Consider the following 15,601-nt stretch of genomic DNA (forward strand, 5'->3'; position numbering starts at 1 on the left):
GACATTAGTGCTTCCTTGCACGTCATCTTTAAGGTCGGATTTAAAACAGCTTTCGTCATTAGATCATTTCCTCAAGTTGTTTCAAATCAGCCAAAATCTCATTTTCCAATAACACTAACTTGCCTAAAATTTCCTTTGGCGGATCGTATTGCTCTTCTTCGTACACCACTTCTTTATAGCGGTTAATGGAAAGATCATATTTGTTTGAGGTGATATCGTCTTTACTGACTATAAAAGCCTTTTTCGTCCTGTCGCCGTACGCCTGCATCAACGTTTCTGGATTCCCGCCTTCGCGGGAATGACGGTCTCGGAGTTGTTGGTAATTTTTATACTGTGCAACTAAGCCAGGCAGGTCGTTATCTTTAATGGGTGTGCGTTTATCATCTAACGAGAAGCCATCGGCCTGTACGTCATAAAACCATACATGGTCGGTTGTACCGCCTTTGGTGAAAATTAATATCGCGGTTGATACACCTGCATACGGTTTAAATACACCACTTGGCAGTGAAATCACCGCTTCAAGCTGGTTATTATCCACCAGCAATTGTCGCAATTGTTGGTGCGCTTTTGATGAGCCAAATAATACCCCATCAGGCACGATAGTCGCTGAGCGGCCACCTACGCGTAGCATACGTTCAATTAAGGCAACAAACAGCAGCTCAGTCTTTTTAGTTTTTACTTTACGTAAAATTTCCGGGCATACATCTTCTTCATCCAGAGAGCCTTTGAACGGCGGGTTAGCGAGAATAATTTCCATGCCTTCTTTGGCCTCAGCAGGAAACTTCTCAATAAAAGACTGGCTTAAGGTGTCCTGGTAATGAATATCGGGCTGTTTAATACCGTGCATCACCAGGTTCATCGCTGCAACACGTAACATGGTGGCATCGAAGTCAAAGCCGTGGAACATGTCGGTATCAATATGTTTTCTGTCGTCAGGGCCAATCAGGTCACCTGAATACAAGACGTTTTCAACGTGTTTGCCGTCACGGTCTAGCAGCGGCTTGCCTTCTTCGTCAAATAAAGGCTCTCGTTCAATACCGTCTGGTGAGGTGTATTTTTCCAGTAAGTACTCATAAGACACAGATAAGAATCCACCTGTGCCGGTTGATGGGTCACAAATGCGGCTGTTTTTATCCGGGTCCATCATTTCCACCATGACACGAATGATGTGGCGTGGTGTTCGGAACTGGCCGTTAATACCTGCCGTGGTTAACTTACTTAATAGATATTCGTATAAGTCACCTTTGGTATCAGAGTTTTCTAATGGTAAGTCGTTCACCATCTCTACCGCTTTCACTAATAACGACTGCTTTTGGATCATCAACTGCGCGTCTTTCATAAACTCGTTGAAAATAGCGCCCTCGGTTGATTCATCATCGTTGGCTTTAGAGAAATACGGGAATAGTTCGTCCTTAACTACTTTATAAAGTTTTTCTGCCCCTAAGTGACGCAAGTTTTGCCAACGTAAATGCTGCTCGTTGTCATTAAAGCGGCGTGTAAAGGGGATTTTGGTGCGTGCTGAACGCTTTTCATCAGCCTGCTCATTCATATCCAGCATTCGGGCGTACATTAAAAAGGTAATTTGCTCGATTACCGTTAGCGGGTTAGTAATACCGCCTGTCCAAAATTCTTCCCAAAGTTTGTCTATTTTGCTTTTAAGCTGACCTGTAATCATGTGTTGTTAATTTCCTTTGACGGGCTAAAGCCCGACCTACATTAAAATTCATCTGTGGTGATCATGTGTATTTTGTGACGGGCTAAAGCCCGACCTACTGCTAAAGTATTGGGTTATTTAATTCGCACTTAATAAGTTTTCGATTAAGCGGACAATGGTGTCTTTTTCTTGTGGGTTTGATTCTGCGACTAACAAGGTAATGGCCGCTAATCCGGTGTCATTAATTACCGGTTGGTAATTGTCATTTAATAAACGGTTGTTTCTATTTAAAAAGTCCACAAAAAGAAATGCAGCGGTTCTTTTGTTACCATCACTAAATGGGTGGTTTTTAACAACAAAGTACAACAAGTGTGCGGCTTTGCTTTCAATACTTGGGTAAGCAGGTTCCCCAAACACGGTTTGCTCTAGCGCCCCCCAAATTGCGGCTAGCCCATCTTCACGTTCTTGTGCGAATAGCGGCGTGGCTTCGCCTTTATTGATAAGATTTTGCTTAAGTTCAGCAATGGCTATTTTGGCATCGGTAAGTTGCGTTAACTCACCTCCTTGCTGACCTTGAGGTGTTTGTAGAAGGCCTTCATCGTATTGCTGCAACCATAAAAACGTTTGAGTGTAATTGGCAATAATATCGACTAATCCCGCACCAAATTCGCTATTTTGTGGCAATGCAGCGGCGCGTTTTACCAGTAATAAGGCTTTTTCAAGTTCGTTGGCGTTTTGCGCTAAACGCTCTTGGTTTAATGTGTAGCCATGCAAAAGGTGTTGCTTGAGTGTTTTAGTCGCCCATTGGCGAAAACGCGTTGCTTGTGTTGAATTAACGCGATAACCCACGGATATTATTGCATCAAGGTTGTAATGTTTTAATTTACGCTTAACCTGTCGCTTTCCCTCTTGACGAACTACCGAGTAATCCTCGGTAGTTGCCATTTCATCAAGTTCACCTGATTGATAGATGTTCTTTAAATGCAGACTAATATTATCAGTCGAAGTATTGAATAACTGAGCAAACTGCTGTTGTGATAACCAAAGACTTTCGTGTTGCAAAGCAACAGCTAACTGTAAGCTACCATCTTCATTTTGGTAAATTTCTAATTGATTACTCATTTACACACTCACCTCTTTATTAACTATTTGATTTTTATCACCTAAATCTACATCAAACTGTTTAATAAACTGTTCTATCACATCGGCTTGCGCTTCACTAAACACGCCATCTAAGCCCATGTCATGCACTTGAGTGAATGGTGCATCGTAAAGCTGATCAATCTTGATAACGCCATAGCGCACTAAGTGATTTTTTAATAAACCAATAAAACGCTGTTGTTTGGCATTCATATGGGTATGAGTTTGCTGTACGAATTTAGTAAAGCTTTGCTCGATTGCCTCTTTATCCATGCCAACAATGGTACGCAGAATTTTATCTAAGCTTGCCGTTGAATCTGGGTAAAACTCTTTCAAGGTATTTAAATCAACATTCGGGTTTTGAATGTGAACCAAGGCATTTAAGCGAGCAATATCATCTTCTGTAACAGGGCTACCTGCACGGATTTTTTGTAACACGCTATCGGTTTCAAATAGTGGTGTTAAGGTTTTTTCCACTTCCTGGCGGAAGATTTGATAATCAATAGACACTATCTTGGTAGGACGTTCCGTAACCTGATAGTCAGCTTCATCTTCTCTAATGTCTAAGATGACTTCTTGTGAAGGCGGTTGAATGCCTTTCTCTCTTAAGTGAATAACGCTACGTAATGCCTTGCGACTGGTTTCCAGTGTTTCAAAACCGTTAATTGATGCTGTTAGGTTCTGCCAGTATTCCTCTTTTTGAATATCTGCAATAAAACTTGCCTTGGCACGCACCTCGTTTAAATGCATTTGTAGTTTTTCTATCTTCACCATTAAAGCTTGCCTAGCTAAGTCGATTTGGCTTGGGTCGGTGTATAGCAAGGTTTGCATGATGGCGATTTCATTATCAAATTTATATGCTTCTGACTGTCCCATAATGTTGCGCCATTGCATCAGTGGTGCAATATGCTCATAAAGACTTGCTTTAGTTTCTGGGGCAAACTGGTTGAGGTATTTTTCGTCTTTGCACGCTTCAACTACTTGCCAATTGTCACGCACCGCGATGGTATTCATATCTAGTGAACATACGTCCTGATGGATGAGTTTTATCACTTCATCAAAGGTTGCGACATCGGCTTTTTTAAGTGAGGTTTCAGCCAACAACAAGCGTGATTCAAATAACTTTTGAGTTAGCGATTTTGACTGTTTAACGTCCTCTTCTTCTGGGTCCATATCGAAGTATTCGAAGTTCTCCCAGTGGTCAAAAATCAAGAAGTGAGTTTTATCGTGACCAACGCCATACAGATCCTTGCACAAGCGCGTGCCACGCCCAATCATCTGCCAAAACTTCACTTTCGATTTAATTGGCTTTGCAAATACGAGGTTTACACATTCCGGCACATCAATACCTGTGTCGAGCATATCAACCGAGACAGCGATGCGAATGCTGTTTTCTTCTGTCGATTTAAAGTCATCAATTAGCTCTTCAGCGCGTTCATATTTGGAGTGAATAACCCGGCAGAAGTTATTGCCCAACTGCGGATACATTTCAGCAAATAAGTTAGCCATAAGTTCGGCATGAGCGATATTTCGCGCAAAGACAATTGTTTTACCGGGCAATTGTCCATCCATATCACGTAAGCCTTTTTCCATTAAGTTACGCAATATCACACGATTGGTATCTTTATTTTTGACCGCTTCATCGATTTGTTTGGCGTCGAAGTCTAACTCGTTGGGATCGATGCCTTGCTCTTCCAGTTCGGCAATTTGCTCGTCGGTAAGATTGTCTTTACTGATCCCTTCACGTAAAAATTTAGTGGTAAAGCTCACTATTTTATAGGGGACCAGATTACCGTCTTCTATCGCCTGTTCTAATGGATAATTAGCCGTAGGCATTTTAAAGTCGCAACCAAATAGCTGACAGGTAGAACGAGATACCATTTCTACTGGGGTTGCAGTTAAACCAACTTCTAACGCATCAAAGTATTTAAAAATATCGCCGTAAATATTGTAAATAGAACGGTGGGATTCATCGGCAACAATCAGATCAAAATAGCCGACATCATATTTTTGGAATATGCGCATCATACCCGGATAAGTGGCGATAAAGACACGAGCACTGCTTGCTGCTTCTTTTTTGCTTTTACCAACGACATAAAGAGGTTCCTTAGTAAATTCGTTAAAGGCATTACCCGCTTGTTTGCGCAACTCTTTACGGTCACACAGGAATAAAACTCGCTTTGCCCAGCCAGCATCCAACAGGCGTTTCGCCAGCGCGATAGATACTCGCGTTTTTCCCGTGCCCGTTGCTTGTACGATAAGAGATTTACGGTGTTTGTTGGTGAAACGCTCACAGACACGAGATATGGTTTCCATTTGATACATACGACCAGCCACATCGGTATCAATAGGCGTTTGGTTGAGATTTTTTTTCAAAGTTCGTTGCTTAATAAGGTATTGCAACGAGTCTTTTGAGTAATAACCATAAAGCTTGCGACTGTTATAGCCTTGGGCATCGTCTAAAATACGAATGTCGTAACCATTTGAATAGAATATTACAGGGCGCTGACCATATTCCTTTTCTAGCGCATCAGCATATATTTTTGCTTGTTCGCGGCCTTTTTCAACCGATTCTCGAGTGCGTTTAGCTTCAATAACTGCCAACGGCTTACCATCATCATCCCACAGCACATAATCAGCTCTTCCGTTTCCACTATTCGTTGGCTGATGAGGCAAATCTACTTCTTTGCCCACTTCATCGGTGCTAGATTCGTCCAGTGAAACATTCCAGCCCGCTGCACATAAATCCATATCAATAATACGGGCGCGAGTTTCAGCCTCGTCAAACTTAAAGCTTGATGTGATTTTCTTATTCAGTGATTGCACTTGGCTGACTTTTTCAGAGTCAATTGCTTGTTTAAGCTTGGATGCTTCAATTTGCGCTAGTTTTTGCGCTTTTTCAGACGCTTCCAGTTCCTCTAGTGCTTTCTTTAAACGTGCTTCATTTTCAGCTAGCTGTTTTTCAAGTTGTTTGTTCTTTTTAACAAACTCTGCCCCAGATTGATCAATTGGTTTTGTTTGTTCTGGGATCGTAAATTCAGGACAATCTTCTTGCTGGCCTCCCGCATAAGCCATAAATAGGTAACTAGCGACAAAATAGCTTTCTTTTAATATCCAAATGGCTTGCTGTTGATCGACCTTGCCTTCGTGTGCTGCTTGGTTACCGCTTTTACGGATCGCGTGAAGTTTGTCTGTAATTAAGCGCGGTACAACACTAGTAAAGTCATCTGAGGTTAACTTGTCGTAAATGTTAGAATTCGGGAATACCGGAAGGCGAAGCTCCTTGTACAAATAACCAACCACTTTTTCAGCAAAACAGCGTAACTTTACTAAAGCACTTTGTGGATCGCTGATCACATAATCTTCTGCAAATGCAGCAAGCTGATGTAACTCAGGCCATTTGTTTTGGATATGCTCAAAATTCATTGATTGCTTCATTTGTTGTTATTCCTTGTTCCTTTATCGCAATACCGATGCCAGTTTTATTAATCTGCCTTTTTCGGCATTTCCATTCCTAAGCGTTCCATCCAGTTACTGAGGTTTTGATGATTGCCCAACCCCAGCATATTGGCGGCAGTTTTCTTCACATAACCAGATGCTTTTAGCGCCGCTGAAATGTAATTTTTATGATAATTATCAGTAAGTTGTTTAATGTCCACCTGTTGACCGTGGGCCAATATTACCTCTTCGGTTTTGGTTGTTGTATTGCGCTTGATCATCGCATTGTCGATTTCTTTATCGGTGACTTCCAGGCTGTCTGACAGAAAAAATGCTCGGTTTAGGGTGTTCCAAAGTTCCCTGACATTCCCCAGCCAAGGTTGCTCACAAATAAATTTAATTGCATTTTGGGAAATATTTTTACTTTTATAATTGGAGTATGAAGCCGCAGCAGCATTGATCTCCTGCGCCAAGTCCAGCACCAATGGTTCGATATCTTCTAACCGGTTGCGCAAGGCAGGCATTTCGATCACCCCCAAGGCCAGACGATAAAAGAGATCCTCTCGGAAAGTACCTGCATCAACCATCTCTAACAAGTTTCTGTGAGTGGCGGCGATAATTCGCACATCCACAGTAATAGGCTTGTCGTCACCCACACGTTTAATTTCCCGCTGCTGAAGTGCCCGCAGCAATTTCACTTGTGCATCGAGAGTTAGCTCACCGACTTCATCGAGGAACAGTGTGCCGCCATCAGCTTGTTCGAATAGGCCTTTCTGATCTTTTATCGCGCCTGTAAATGCCCCTTTGATATGACCAAATAAAATGGAGTCAACGAGGTTTTCCGGCAACGCACCACAGTTGACGGCCACCAGATTTTTTGAAGCTCGTGCACTCGCCTTGTGGATTGCTGTGGATATGACTTCCTTTCCTGTTCCGGTTTCACCGAATACCAAAACAGGTAATTCCAATGGCGCAAGTTTCTGGGCTTTACGGACCTGTTCTTTCATTGCCGGGGAATTCGCGACAATCTTTTCAAAAGCGATATGTTTGTCTGGTAAACCTGCCGCCTTGGAGGCGATGGTTCGTGCGGCAGAAGCATCCATTTCTGCTTTGAAGTCAAAGGGGATAGTATCTAATTGGATCTGTCCACTAGGATTCGACTGATAGAAAAAGGTATTGGGCTTGGCTTTGCCAACAATAATCGACATCGCCGCCATTGCTGGCGTGCCTGAGCTTAAGTTGATATAGAGACTTTCACTCTCAGCAGAAAGTTTTGAAATCCACTTCTGCGCTTCCTTGGCTATCGATGTGTAGTCTATTGGACTGACGATATTCGCCCGATGGATTTTAATATCATTATATGGGCGCGAAATAATGCCCATCCGTTTACTCAGCCAAGATTCGTATCGATGCCAGCTTTCATCCCATGCATTGGCAAGAATCACGATACGGTCGAATGGTTGTGGGTGCCCCTTGGCGATTGACGATATGGCAGCATTTTCATCTCGCTGCATATTATCCAAGTCCGTTTTACCTAACCATGTGAATAGCGTGTTCAAAATATCCGCTCTTTGCTGCCCAACCCGAAAAGTAATTTATCTTACGTCGGAAGTAAGTTTTTTACTATAAAAAAGGGGCGAACTGTTGTTCGCCCCTTTCAATGGCATCTTTTGAGCGGTTACCAACTAGATTTGTTGGTTTCCAACTAGATTGGCGCGGTTACCAACTAGAATTGTCGTGATCATCAACAACCTATCAGTCTCTATACGTATCCACACTTGGGCAGCTACAAATCAGGTTACGGTCGCCGTATACGTCATCAATACGGTTAACCGTTGGCCAGAATTTGTTTTTCGCTACGCTGGCTACCGGATAAGCCGCTAACTGGCGATCATAGCTGTGGTTCCATTCGCTGTCGCAGATATCGGCTAGCGTATGCGGGGCGTTGTGCAATGGGTTGTCCAGTGCATCCCACTCGCCACTTTCCACTTTGGCGATTTCTTCACGAATGCACAGCATGGCTTCGATAAAGCGATCCAGTTCGGCTTTGGCTTCGGATTCAGTGGGCTCAATCATTAACGTTCCTGCCACCGGGAAGCTCATGGTCGGTGCGTGGAAACCGTAGTCATTCAAGCGCTTGGCCACGTCCATTTCTGTTACGCCGCTGGATTCTTTCAGCGGCCGTAAATCGATAATACATTCGTGTGCCACACGGTCATTACGGCCTTTGTACAACACCGGATAATGGCCAGACAGTTTTTTGGCGATGTAGTTGGCATTTAAAATCGCCATTTCGGTGGCTTTTTTCAGACCTTCGCCGCCCATCATTTTAATGTACATATAGCTGATAGGCAGAATAGACGCGCTGCCCCAAGGTGCTGATGACACCGCGCCATTACCTTTAGTACTGGCATCCACGCCTAATACATTATGATCCGGTAAAAACGGTGCTAAATGGGCTTTCACCCCGATTGGACCCACACCCGGACCACCACCGCCATGCGGAATACAGAAAGTTTTGTGCAAGTTCAGGTGCGATACATCCGAACCAATCAACCCCGGAGAGGTTAGTCCCACCTGGGCATTCATATTGGCACCGTCCAGATACACCTGACCACCGTGCTGATGCACGATGTCACAGATTTCACTGATGGTTTCTTCGTACACGCCGTGGGTGGACGGGTAAGTGATCATGATACAGGCCAGATGATCGGCCATCTCTGCGGCTTTGGTTTTCAGGTCTGCCATATCCACGTTACCGTTTTTATCGCAGTTCACCACTACCACTTTGTAATCCACCATTTGTGCCGAGGCAGGGTTGGTGCCGTGCGCTGAGCTGGGAATTAAACAGATATTACGGTGCGCATCACCACGGCTTTCGTGGTATTTACGAATGGCAATCAAACCGGCGTATTCGCCCTGTGCACCCGAGTTAGGCTGCATTGAGATATTGTCGTAGCCAGTCACCTCTACCAACCAGTCGCCCAATTCTTTGATGAGATCCTGATAGCCTTTGGCTTGATCCAGCGGTGCAAAGGGGTGCAGCTTGCCAAATTCTGGCCAGGTTACTGGGATCATTTCTGCAGTAGCGTTAAGTTTCATGGTGCATGAACCTAACGAAATCATCGAATGGTTAAGCGCTAAATCTTTGTTCTCTAAAGATTTAATATAGCGCAGCATTTCGGTTTCGCTGTGGTAGCTGTTGAATACTTCGTGCGTAAGAATGGCGCTGGTACGGTTTAATTCAGCCGGGATAGAGCCGCTACCGTTTTCAACCAGTTGCTGATCCAGTTTATCGATATCTAAGCCATGACCTTCGCCTGCCAGAACAGTGAACAACTGCTCAATATCGGCACGGGTGGTAGTTTCATCTAACGCGATGCCCACTGCGCCGTCTAAATCGTTACGCAGGTTAATGCCAGCGGCCAGTGCGGTTTCAAGTACAGCTTTTTTATCAGCCACTTCAACCGTAATGGTATCGAACCACTGGTTATGACGCAGGCTAAAACCTTTAGTAATTAAACCGGCTGCCAGAATATCGGCAAAACGGTGAATGCGGTTGGCGATGGTTTTTAAACCTTCAGGGCCATGATAAACCGCAAAGAAAGACGCCATATTGGCTAACAATACCTGCGCGGTACAAATGTTAGAGTTGGCTTTTTCGCGGCGAATATGTTGCTCACGGGTTTGCAGCGCCATACGCAAGGCTGGTTTGCCGCGGCTATCCTGAGATACACCAATAATACGACCAGGTAATGAACGTTTGTACGCATCACGTGTGGCAAAGAATGCCGCGTGTGGACCACCGTAGCCCATTGGCACACCAAAACGCTGTGCACTACCTAATACTACGTCTGCGCCCATTTCACCGGGTGATTTAAGCAATACCAGGCTCATTAAATCGGCAGCAACGGCAACAATGCCTTTTTTATCCTGAACGGCTGCGATTAAATCGGTTAAATCGCGCACTTCACCTGTGGTACCTGGATACTGTAATAACGCACCAAATACATCCTGTGCAGCTACTTCTTCAGCTTTGCCCACCACAATTTCAAAACCGAACATTTCGGCGCGGGTTTCAACCACGTTAATGGTTTGTGGGTGCACATCGTCTGCGATGAAAAACAGGTTAGATTTTTTGTTTTTCGACATACGGCGCGCCAGCGTCATCGCTTCGGCTGCGGCTGTGCCTTCATCTAACAAAGATGCTGAGGCTAAATCCATACCGGTTAAATCCAGCGTTACCTGCTGGAAGTTTAACAATGCTTGCAAACGGCCCTGGGCGATTTCTGGCTGATACGGCGTGTAAGCCGTGTACCAACCTGGGTTTTCCAGCACGTTACGCAAAATTACATTTGGGGTGTGGGTATCGTAATAACCCATACCAATGTAACTGCGGTTAATTTTGTTTTGGCTGGCAACCACTTTAAGCGCGGCTAAGGCTTCGGCTTCAGTCTGGCTTTGGCCTAAGTTCATGGCCTGTGGCAAACGAATGCTGGCCGGTACGGTTTGTTCGATTAAATCGTCTAGCGAGCTGGCACCAACGGTTTCCAGCATTTGCGCGGTTTCTTCAGCGCCCGGGCCAATATGGCGACGGATAAAATCTTGCTTTTGCTCAAGCTGTGACAATGTAGAGTGAGGCATAATGAAATTCGGTATCCAGTTTAATCAAGGCGTTAACTGCGCGTGGCGCAAAACGCTATATACAAAAGGGGAAAGCAATATGCTTTCCCCTGAAAAAATCCGGGTCGCCCCTTCAATTAATCTTCGTCGATGCTGTTTTCGTAACCTTCGGCATCCAGCAGGCCATCAACTTCAGAAGGATCTTCTGCTTTAATACGGAACAACCAGCCGTCACCGTATGGATCAGAGTTAACTTGCTCTGGAGAATCTTCCAGTTCGTCGTTAACCGCAACAATTTCACCAGTGATAGGAGCGTAAACGTCAGATGCCGCTTTTACTGATTCAGCAACTGCAACATCATCACCCGCGTTTACACCTGAACCTACTTCTGGCAATTCAACAAACACCATATCGCCCAGTAATTCTTGCGCGTGCTCAGTAATACCAACAGTAAAAGTACCGTCTGTTTCTTTGCGAACCCACTCGTGCGTAGTGGCATAACGTAATTCAGATGGGATGTTGCTCATTATTTTTTATCCTCTATTTTGTTTAATTTGGTTCACATCATTAACGAAGGGCTGGATAGCCGGATTAACACACTTTTTTGCCGTTACGTACAAAGCTGGGTTTAATCACTTTTACTGTAACCCACTTTTTACGCATTTCAACTTCGGCAGTTTCACCAATATTGGCAGGCACACGTGCCATTGCAATACTGTGACCGAGTGTTGGTGAGAATGTTCCAGAGGTAATTACCCCTTCTGCATCGCCCACTTTTACTGTTAATCCAGAGCGTAATACGCCCTTCTCTTCCATCACTAAGCCAACCAGTTTTTCGGTACCTTCGGCTTTTTGTTTTTCCAGTGCACTGCGGCCAACAAAATCGCGATCTGCTGGTTCCCATGTGATGGTCCAGCCCATGTTGGCAGCCAGTGGCGAAATGGTTTCGTCCATATCCTGACCGTACAGGTTCATACCCGCTTCTAAACGCAGGGTATCACGCGCGCCTAAACCACAAGGTTTAACACCGGCTTCCAGCAGTTTTTGCCAGAAATCAGCCGCTTGCTCGTTTGGCACCATAATTTCGTATCCGGCTTCACCGGTATAACCTGTGGTAGCAATAAATAAATCTTCAGCCTGTACGCCGTAGAACACTTTCATGCCTTCTACTGCTTCAACCTGTGCTGCTGAGAACACAGTTGCCGCTTTGGCTTTAGCATTTGGGCCTTGTACCGCAATCATCGCAAATTCAGGGCGCTCGGTAATGGTTACATCAAACTTAGCCGCTTTATCTAACAACCAGTTCATGTCTTTTTCGCGGGTAGCAGAGTTAACTACTAAACGGTAGTTGGTGGCATCAAAGTGATACACGATTAAATCGTCAACCACACCGCCGGTTTCATTTAACATACCGCTGTACAGGGCTTTGCCTTTATCCTGCAGTTTTTCTACATCGTTAGCTAATAAATAACGCAGGTAAGCTTTAGCGTCGGTACCTTTTACATCAACAATGGTCATGTGAGATACATCGAACATTCCCGCGTCCTGACGAACCGCGTGGTGCTCTTCAATTTGTGAACCGTAGTTGATTGGCATTTCCCAACCGTGAAAATCTACCATTTTGGCGCCAGCTTCTAAGTGCTTAGCATGTAAAACCGTTTTATTGGTCATTGCATTAACCCTGCTTTTATCAATTTGAGCCTGAGTATAGAAACAGCCAGCGAGCACAACAAATTGAAAATTCCTATCATTACATAAGAATTATTTATGTATAATCACAATTACATGAGCAATCCTAATATTTACCTTATGTACAGGCTGGTCGGATGAAACAACTGTCGTTAGATAATTTGCGTACTTTTGTCACAGTGGTAGATAGCGGCGGTTATGCCAAAGCGGGTGAGCTGCTGGGGCGCACGCAACCGGCAATCAGCCTGCAAATTCGTAATCTGGAAGAAAAGTTAGGTAAAAAGCTGTTCAGCAAAAACGGTCAGCGCCATCAGGTGAATATTGACGGACGTTTGTTATACCAACAGGCACGCGCCATGCTGGATATTAATGACGATATTTTTCGCCAGTTTGAACAAACCTCATTACGCGGACGTTTACACTTGGGTATTCCCAGTGAATTCGCCACCACCCTGCTGCCCGGCATAGTGGGTGAATTCAGTAAAATTTATCCCGATGTGGCGTTGGAAGTCACCTCAGCACTGAGTAAATCGCTACTCAACGATAAACAGCTGCCCGACTTTGATTTAATTATGGCGCTGGTAGACCCCGATAAACCCACCGAAGGCGAAATTATTCTGGAAGATGATTTAGTCTGGGTCGGCAACCGCTTTCAGCCAGTACCCAGCGAAATGTTATCACTGGTTTTAGCGCCACATGGTTGTGTGTATCGCAGCCGCGTAATAGACCGCCTCAAACAGCAAACCCACCAATGGCGTATTAGCTACACCAACGCTGATTTAACCGGATTAACTGCGGCGATTACCCAGGGATTAGGTATCACGGCTCTTTCGCGTGCCTCGGTACCGCAGGAACTAAGCGTGATCCGCAGCCCATACCTACCAGATTTAGGTAAAATAAAAATCTGCCTGTTCAACCACAGCCGCCACCACCCCCAAGCTACAGAACGCTTGGCAGAGTTTATAAAGAGTCGATTGAGGTAAGCCTTGCAGTGCCAGCTCTGCAAGGATAAATAAGCATTGCGCCTTCATTGACAGCACCTGTTAACAGGTGCTATTTAAAGCACTTAAATCATCAAACAGGTCATCACTATGTCCGTAAAATTCTCTGAAGATGTTATTCCTTTGTCAGACTTAAAAATAAATCCCGGAAAGGTGGTACGCCGTGCGCAAGATACCCATCGCCCCATCCTGCTCACCAGTCGTGGCCGCGGTGTTGCTGTTGTGCAAGGTCTTGAAGTTTATGAAAAAACCGCAGAAGAACTGCGGTTTGTAAAAGCAGTCGCGCAAGGGTTGCTGGATGCGCGCGACGGCAACACTGTCTCTCTGGAGGACGCGAAGAAAACGCTGGGCATTGAATAATGAAACTACGTATCGCACAGTCCGCACTCAGCGACTTAAAAGCGATTCAGCAATATTACCAGGAACAGCAAGTGCCACATATCGGCAATGATTTTGTCGCAGCTATTTTGCAGCAAGCTGAAATGCTGCAACGTCACCCCGATTCAGGCCGCATCGTACCTGAGTTTAATCTGGACTATATTCGCGAATTAATTCACCCACCGTTTCGGGTTGTTTATCTCAGGCAACAAAGTGAAATTGTGCTTATCCGTGTTTGGCGCAGTGAAAGGCTGCTCGAGCTTCCAGAAAATGACAGATAAATTAAGAGGTAAGTTCTAATTTTTTAGAATATCTTTTTAACATCACGATAGAAATTTTCGTGTGAGCCAAGCGCAATTAACTCCAGGATAACCGTTCCATCCTCATAACTGTAACCAAGTAAAGTTAACTGTTTGACCATCTTGAACTTATAAACTCGCAGAAAAGAAAGATCACCTTTTTTCGGCTCGCCAATCAGTGGATCATCCATTAGCGTTTTAACCGCCTTGTCCAAATCTTTCTTTTGGTTTGCATGTAATTTTTTAACTGCTTTTTTAAAACTGGCAGTCTGTAATACGGTTGTAATGCTAGCCAAACTCGTAAGGCTCCAACTTACCCGCTTCTTTCTCCGCTTTTGATATGATGGCCTGCTTGACAAACTCATAGGGTAAATCAGGATTATCTTCCATCATTTCACCAATTTTCGCCCAATGCTCAATTTGCTTTGGCATAGTTCGATTCAGTGCTTTACCCATAATAGTGGCTTTATCCACCAGCTCTTGATCTAACCTTACACTTGCGGTTGCCATAAAACTGTCTCCTTATATCAACTAAGATATTGTAGCAATCCGCTACAATTGTCGCAAATCGCGCAACAGAAAATGAAATTCACTAAAGCATGGAGGTATGTTAATTCAATATTTGACGTTTTGTGTTATCTGAAACATTGCTTATTTCACGTCCCTTCGTGGACGCGAGCCTATTTGGACAGACCCAAATAGGCGAAAGGTCTTTCACTCCATTTACTTTCTTAACGCCAAAATCAAGCTGCCTTTAATTCGAATCGGCCAAAGGCAGCAGTCCATGCAAAGCATTGGCCTTGGCCGAACGTCGTGTTCGGCCATTCGAAAGCCAACTTGGTTTTGCCTAAAAGTCAGAGTCGCATAAAGTCAGCCTCTGGCTGACTAGGTAAAACCAAAACTTTAAATTTATGGGCGACAGCGGCCAAACGCAGTTTGGCTCATTGCGACTCAAACTTGCCTTGTGAAGGTGAAACTTGTTCGAACGGGAAAACAGGACGTTTTCCCGAGGTGCGTGCTTTGCAAGGATAGCTGCCTCGCACCGGTTCGATTAAACAAGTGATACCGCAACAAGATTAGCAAGTTGGCGGAGTAGAGCACTTTTTACTTCGGACTTCCTGTCCTTCGCCCTTCGGGTCGCACTAAAGTGCGTTTAAAATTTTTCCTAAAAATTTTGTCCCATTTTTGGTGCCTCAAAACAGGGTCCCGCCCAAAGGATTGGGCGTGAAAACATCATGGACGATACGAACTATGACATGAAATCACAGGATTTTTACTCCGGACTTCCTGTCCTTCGCCTTTCAGGCCGCACTAAAGTGCGTTCAAATTTGATCCTGTCAAATTTGTCGCCTCTTTCTTATCCCTAACAAAGGGGCTCG

Annotated in this window: 12 protein-coding genes; 3 read left to right on the plus strand and 9 right to left on the minus strand. The window is 44.5% G+C overall.

The genetic code is table 11. The annotated features are described in order from the left end of the window. Window positions 1-58: 58 nt before the first annotated feature. The 7 genes from H8B19_RS10890 to gcvT form a co-directional block, all read right to left on the minus strand. Window positions 59-1,675 carry a type I restriction-modification system subunit M gene (locus H8B19_RS10890; protein WP_186506909.1) on the minus strand — a complete coding sequence of 539 codons (1,617 nt, stop codon included), beginning with the start codon at window positions 1,673-1,675 and terminating at the stop codon, window positions 59-61. A 117-nt stretch (window positions 1,676-1,792) separates the two neighbouring features. Then, window positions 1,793-2,776, minus strand: a complete 984-nt coding sequence (locus tag H8B19_RS10895) for a virulence RhuM family protein/type II toxin-antitoxin system death-on-curing family toxin (protein ID WP_186506910.1) — start codon at window positions 2,774-2,776, stop codon at window positions 1,793-1,795. Further along, window positions 2,777-6,232: a DEAD/DEAH box helicase family protein gene (locus tag H8B19_RS10900; RefSeq protein WP_186506911.1), complete on the minus strand. Its 3,456-nt coding sequence runs from the start codon at window positions 6,230-6,232 to the stop codon at window positions 2,777-2,779. 47 nt (window positions 6,233-6,279) lie between these two features. Continuing rightward, on the minus strand, window positions 6,280-7,746 hold the full coding sequence (locus H8B19_RS10905; RefSeq protein WP_241737569.1) for a sigma-54 interaction domain-containing protein: 1,467 nt from the start codon (window positions 7,744-7,746) through the stop codon (window positions 6,280-6,282). A gap of 241 nt (window positions 7,747-7,987) precedes the next feature. Next, on the minus strand, window positions 7,988-10,876 hold the full coding sequence (gcvP, locus tag H8B19_RS10910) for an aminomethyl-transferring glycine dehydrogenase (RefSeq protein ID WP_186506913.1): 2,889 nt from the start codon (window positions 10,874-10,876) through the stop codon (window positions 7,988-7,990). Between the two features lie 116 nt (window positions 10,877-10,992). Continuing rightward, on the minus strand, window positions 10,993-11,382 hold the full coding sequence (gene gcvH, locus H8B19_RS10915; protein WP_186506914.1) for a glycine cleavage system protein GcvH: 390 nt from the start codon (window positions 11,380-11,382) through the stop codon (window positions 10,993-10,995). Window positions 11,383-11,446: 64 nt separating this feature from the next. After that, on the minus strand, window positions 11,447-12,526 hold the full coding sequence (gcvT, locus tag H8B19_RS10920) for a glycine cleavage system aminomethyltransferase GcvT (RefSeq protein WP_186506915.1): 1,080 nt from the start codon (window positions 12,524-12,526) through the stop codon (window positions 11,447-11,449). A gap of 155 nt (window positions 12,527-12,681) precedes the next feature. On the opposite strand from gcvT, the gene H8B19_RS10925 reads away from it, so the two are divergent. From H8B19_RS10925 to H8B19_RS10935, 3 genes are all read left to right on the plus strand, one after another. Further along, window positions 12,682-13,527: a LysR family transcriptional regulator gene (locus H8B19_RS10925; protein ID WP_186506916.1), complete on the plus strand. Its 846-nt coding sequence runs from the start codon at window positions 12,682-12,684 to the stop codon at window positions 13,525-13,527. 108 nt (window positions 13,528-13,635) lie between these two features. Beyond that, window positions 13,636-13,905: a type II toxin-antitoxin system Phd/YefM family antitoxin gene (locus tag H8B19_RS10930; protein ID WP_186506917.1), complete on the plus strand. Its 270-nt coding sequence runs from the start codon at window positions 13,636-13,638 to the stop codon at window positions 13,903-13,905. Beyond that, window positions 13,905-14,204 (plus strand): type II toxin-antitoxin system RelE/ParE family toxin, encoded by a 300-nt coding sequence (locus H8B19_RS10935; protein WP_186506918.1) that lies wholly within the window; start codon window positions 13,905-13,907, stop codon window positions 14,202-14,204. Before H8B19_RS10930 ends, H8B19_RS10935 begins: the two co-directional genes overlap by 1 nt. 23 nt (window positions 14,205-14,227) lie before the next feature. Here H8B19_RS10935 and H8B19_RS10940 read toward each other — a convergent pair whose 3' ends face one another. Both H8B19_RS10940 and H8B19_RS10945 read right to left on the minus strand, forming a co-directional pair. Further along, a complete protein-coding gene (locus tag H8B19_RS10940) occupies window positions 14,228-14,518 on the minus strand; it encodes a type II toxin-antitoxin system RelE/ParE family toxin (protein WP_186506919.1) in 291 nt (96 codons plus the stop codon). Next, the gene (locus tag H8B19_RS10945) at window positions 14,511-14,732 is read right to left on the minus strand and encodes a TA system antitoxin ParD family protein (RefSeq protein ID WP_186506920.1); all 222 of its coding nucleotides are present in this window, start codon (window positions 14,730-14,732) and stop codon (window positions 14,511-14,513) included. The genes H8B19_RS10940 and H8B19_RS10945 overlap by 8 nt, the downstream gene beginning before the upstream one ends. Between the last annotated feature and the right edge of the window lie 869 nt (window positions 14,733-15,601).

Source organism: Neptunicella marina, assembly GCF_014270035.1.
Taxonomy (GTDB): domain Bacteria; phylum Pseudomonadota; class Gammaproteobacteria; order Enterobacterales; family Alteromonadaceae; genus Neptunicella; species Neptunicella marina.

What these genes read in the sequence shown, in the direction of transcription:
- H8B19_RS10890 (WP_186506909.1), bottom strand. Translation starts at nt 1,675, where the DNA reads ATGATTACAGGTCAGCTTAAAAGCAAAATAGACAAACTTTGGGAAGAA.
- H8B19_RS10895 (WP_186506910.1), bottom strand. Translation starts at nt 2,776, where the DNA reads ATGAGTAATCAATTAGAAATTTACCAAAATGAAGATGGTAGCTTACAG.
- H8B19_RS10900 (WP_186506911.1), bottom strand. Translation starts at nt 6,232, where the DNA reads ATGAAGCAATCAATGAATTTTGAGCATATCCAAAACAAATGGCCTGAG.
- H8B19_RS10905 (WP_241737569.1), bottom strand. Translation starts at nt 7,746, where the DNA reads ATGCAGCGAGATGAAAATGCTGCCATATCGTCAATCGCCAAGGGGCAC.
- gcvP (WP_186506913.1), bottom strand. Translation starts at nt 10,876, where the DNA reads ATGCCTCACTCTACATTGTCACAGCTTGAGCAAAAGCAAGATTTTATC.
- gcvH (WP_186506914.1), bottom strand. Translation starts at nt 11,382, where the DNA reads ATGAGCAACATCCCATCTGAATTACGTTATGCCACTACGCACGAGTGG.
- gcvT (WP_186506915.1), bottom strand. Translation starts at nt 12,526, where the DNA reads ATGACCAATAAAACGGTTTTACATGCTAAGCACTTAGAAGCTGGCGCC.
- H8B19_RS10925 (WP_186506916.1), top strand. Translation starts at nt 12,682, where the DNA reads ATGAAACAACTGTCGTTAGATAATTTGCGTACTTTTGTCACAGTGGTA.
- H8B19_RS10930 (WP_186506917.1), top strand. Translation starts at nt 13,636, where the DNA reads ATGTCCGTAAAATTCTCTGAAGATGTTATTCCTTTGTCAGACTTAAAA.
- H8B19_RS10935 (WP_186506918.1), top strand. Translation starts at nt 13,905, where the DNA reads ATGAAACTACGTATCGCACAGTCCGCACTCAGCGACTTAAAAGCGATT.
- H8B19_RS10945 (WP_186506920.1), bottom strand. Translation starts at nt 14,732, where the DNA reads ATGGCAACCGCAAGTGTAAGGTTAGATCAAGAGCTGGTGGATAAAGCC.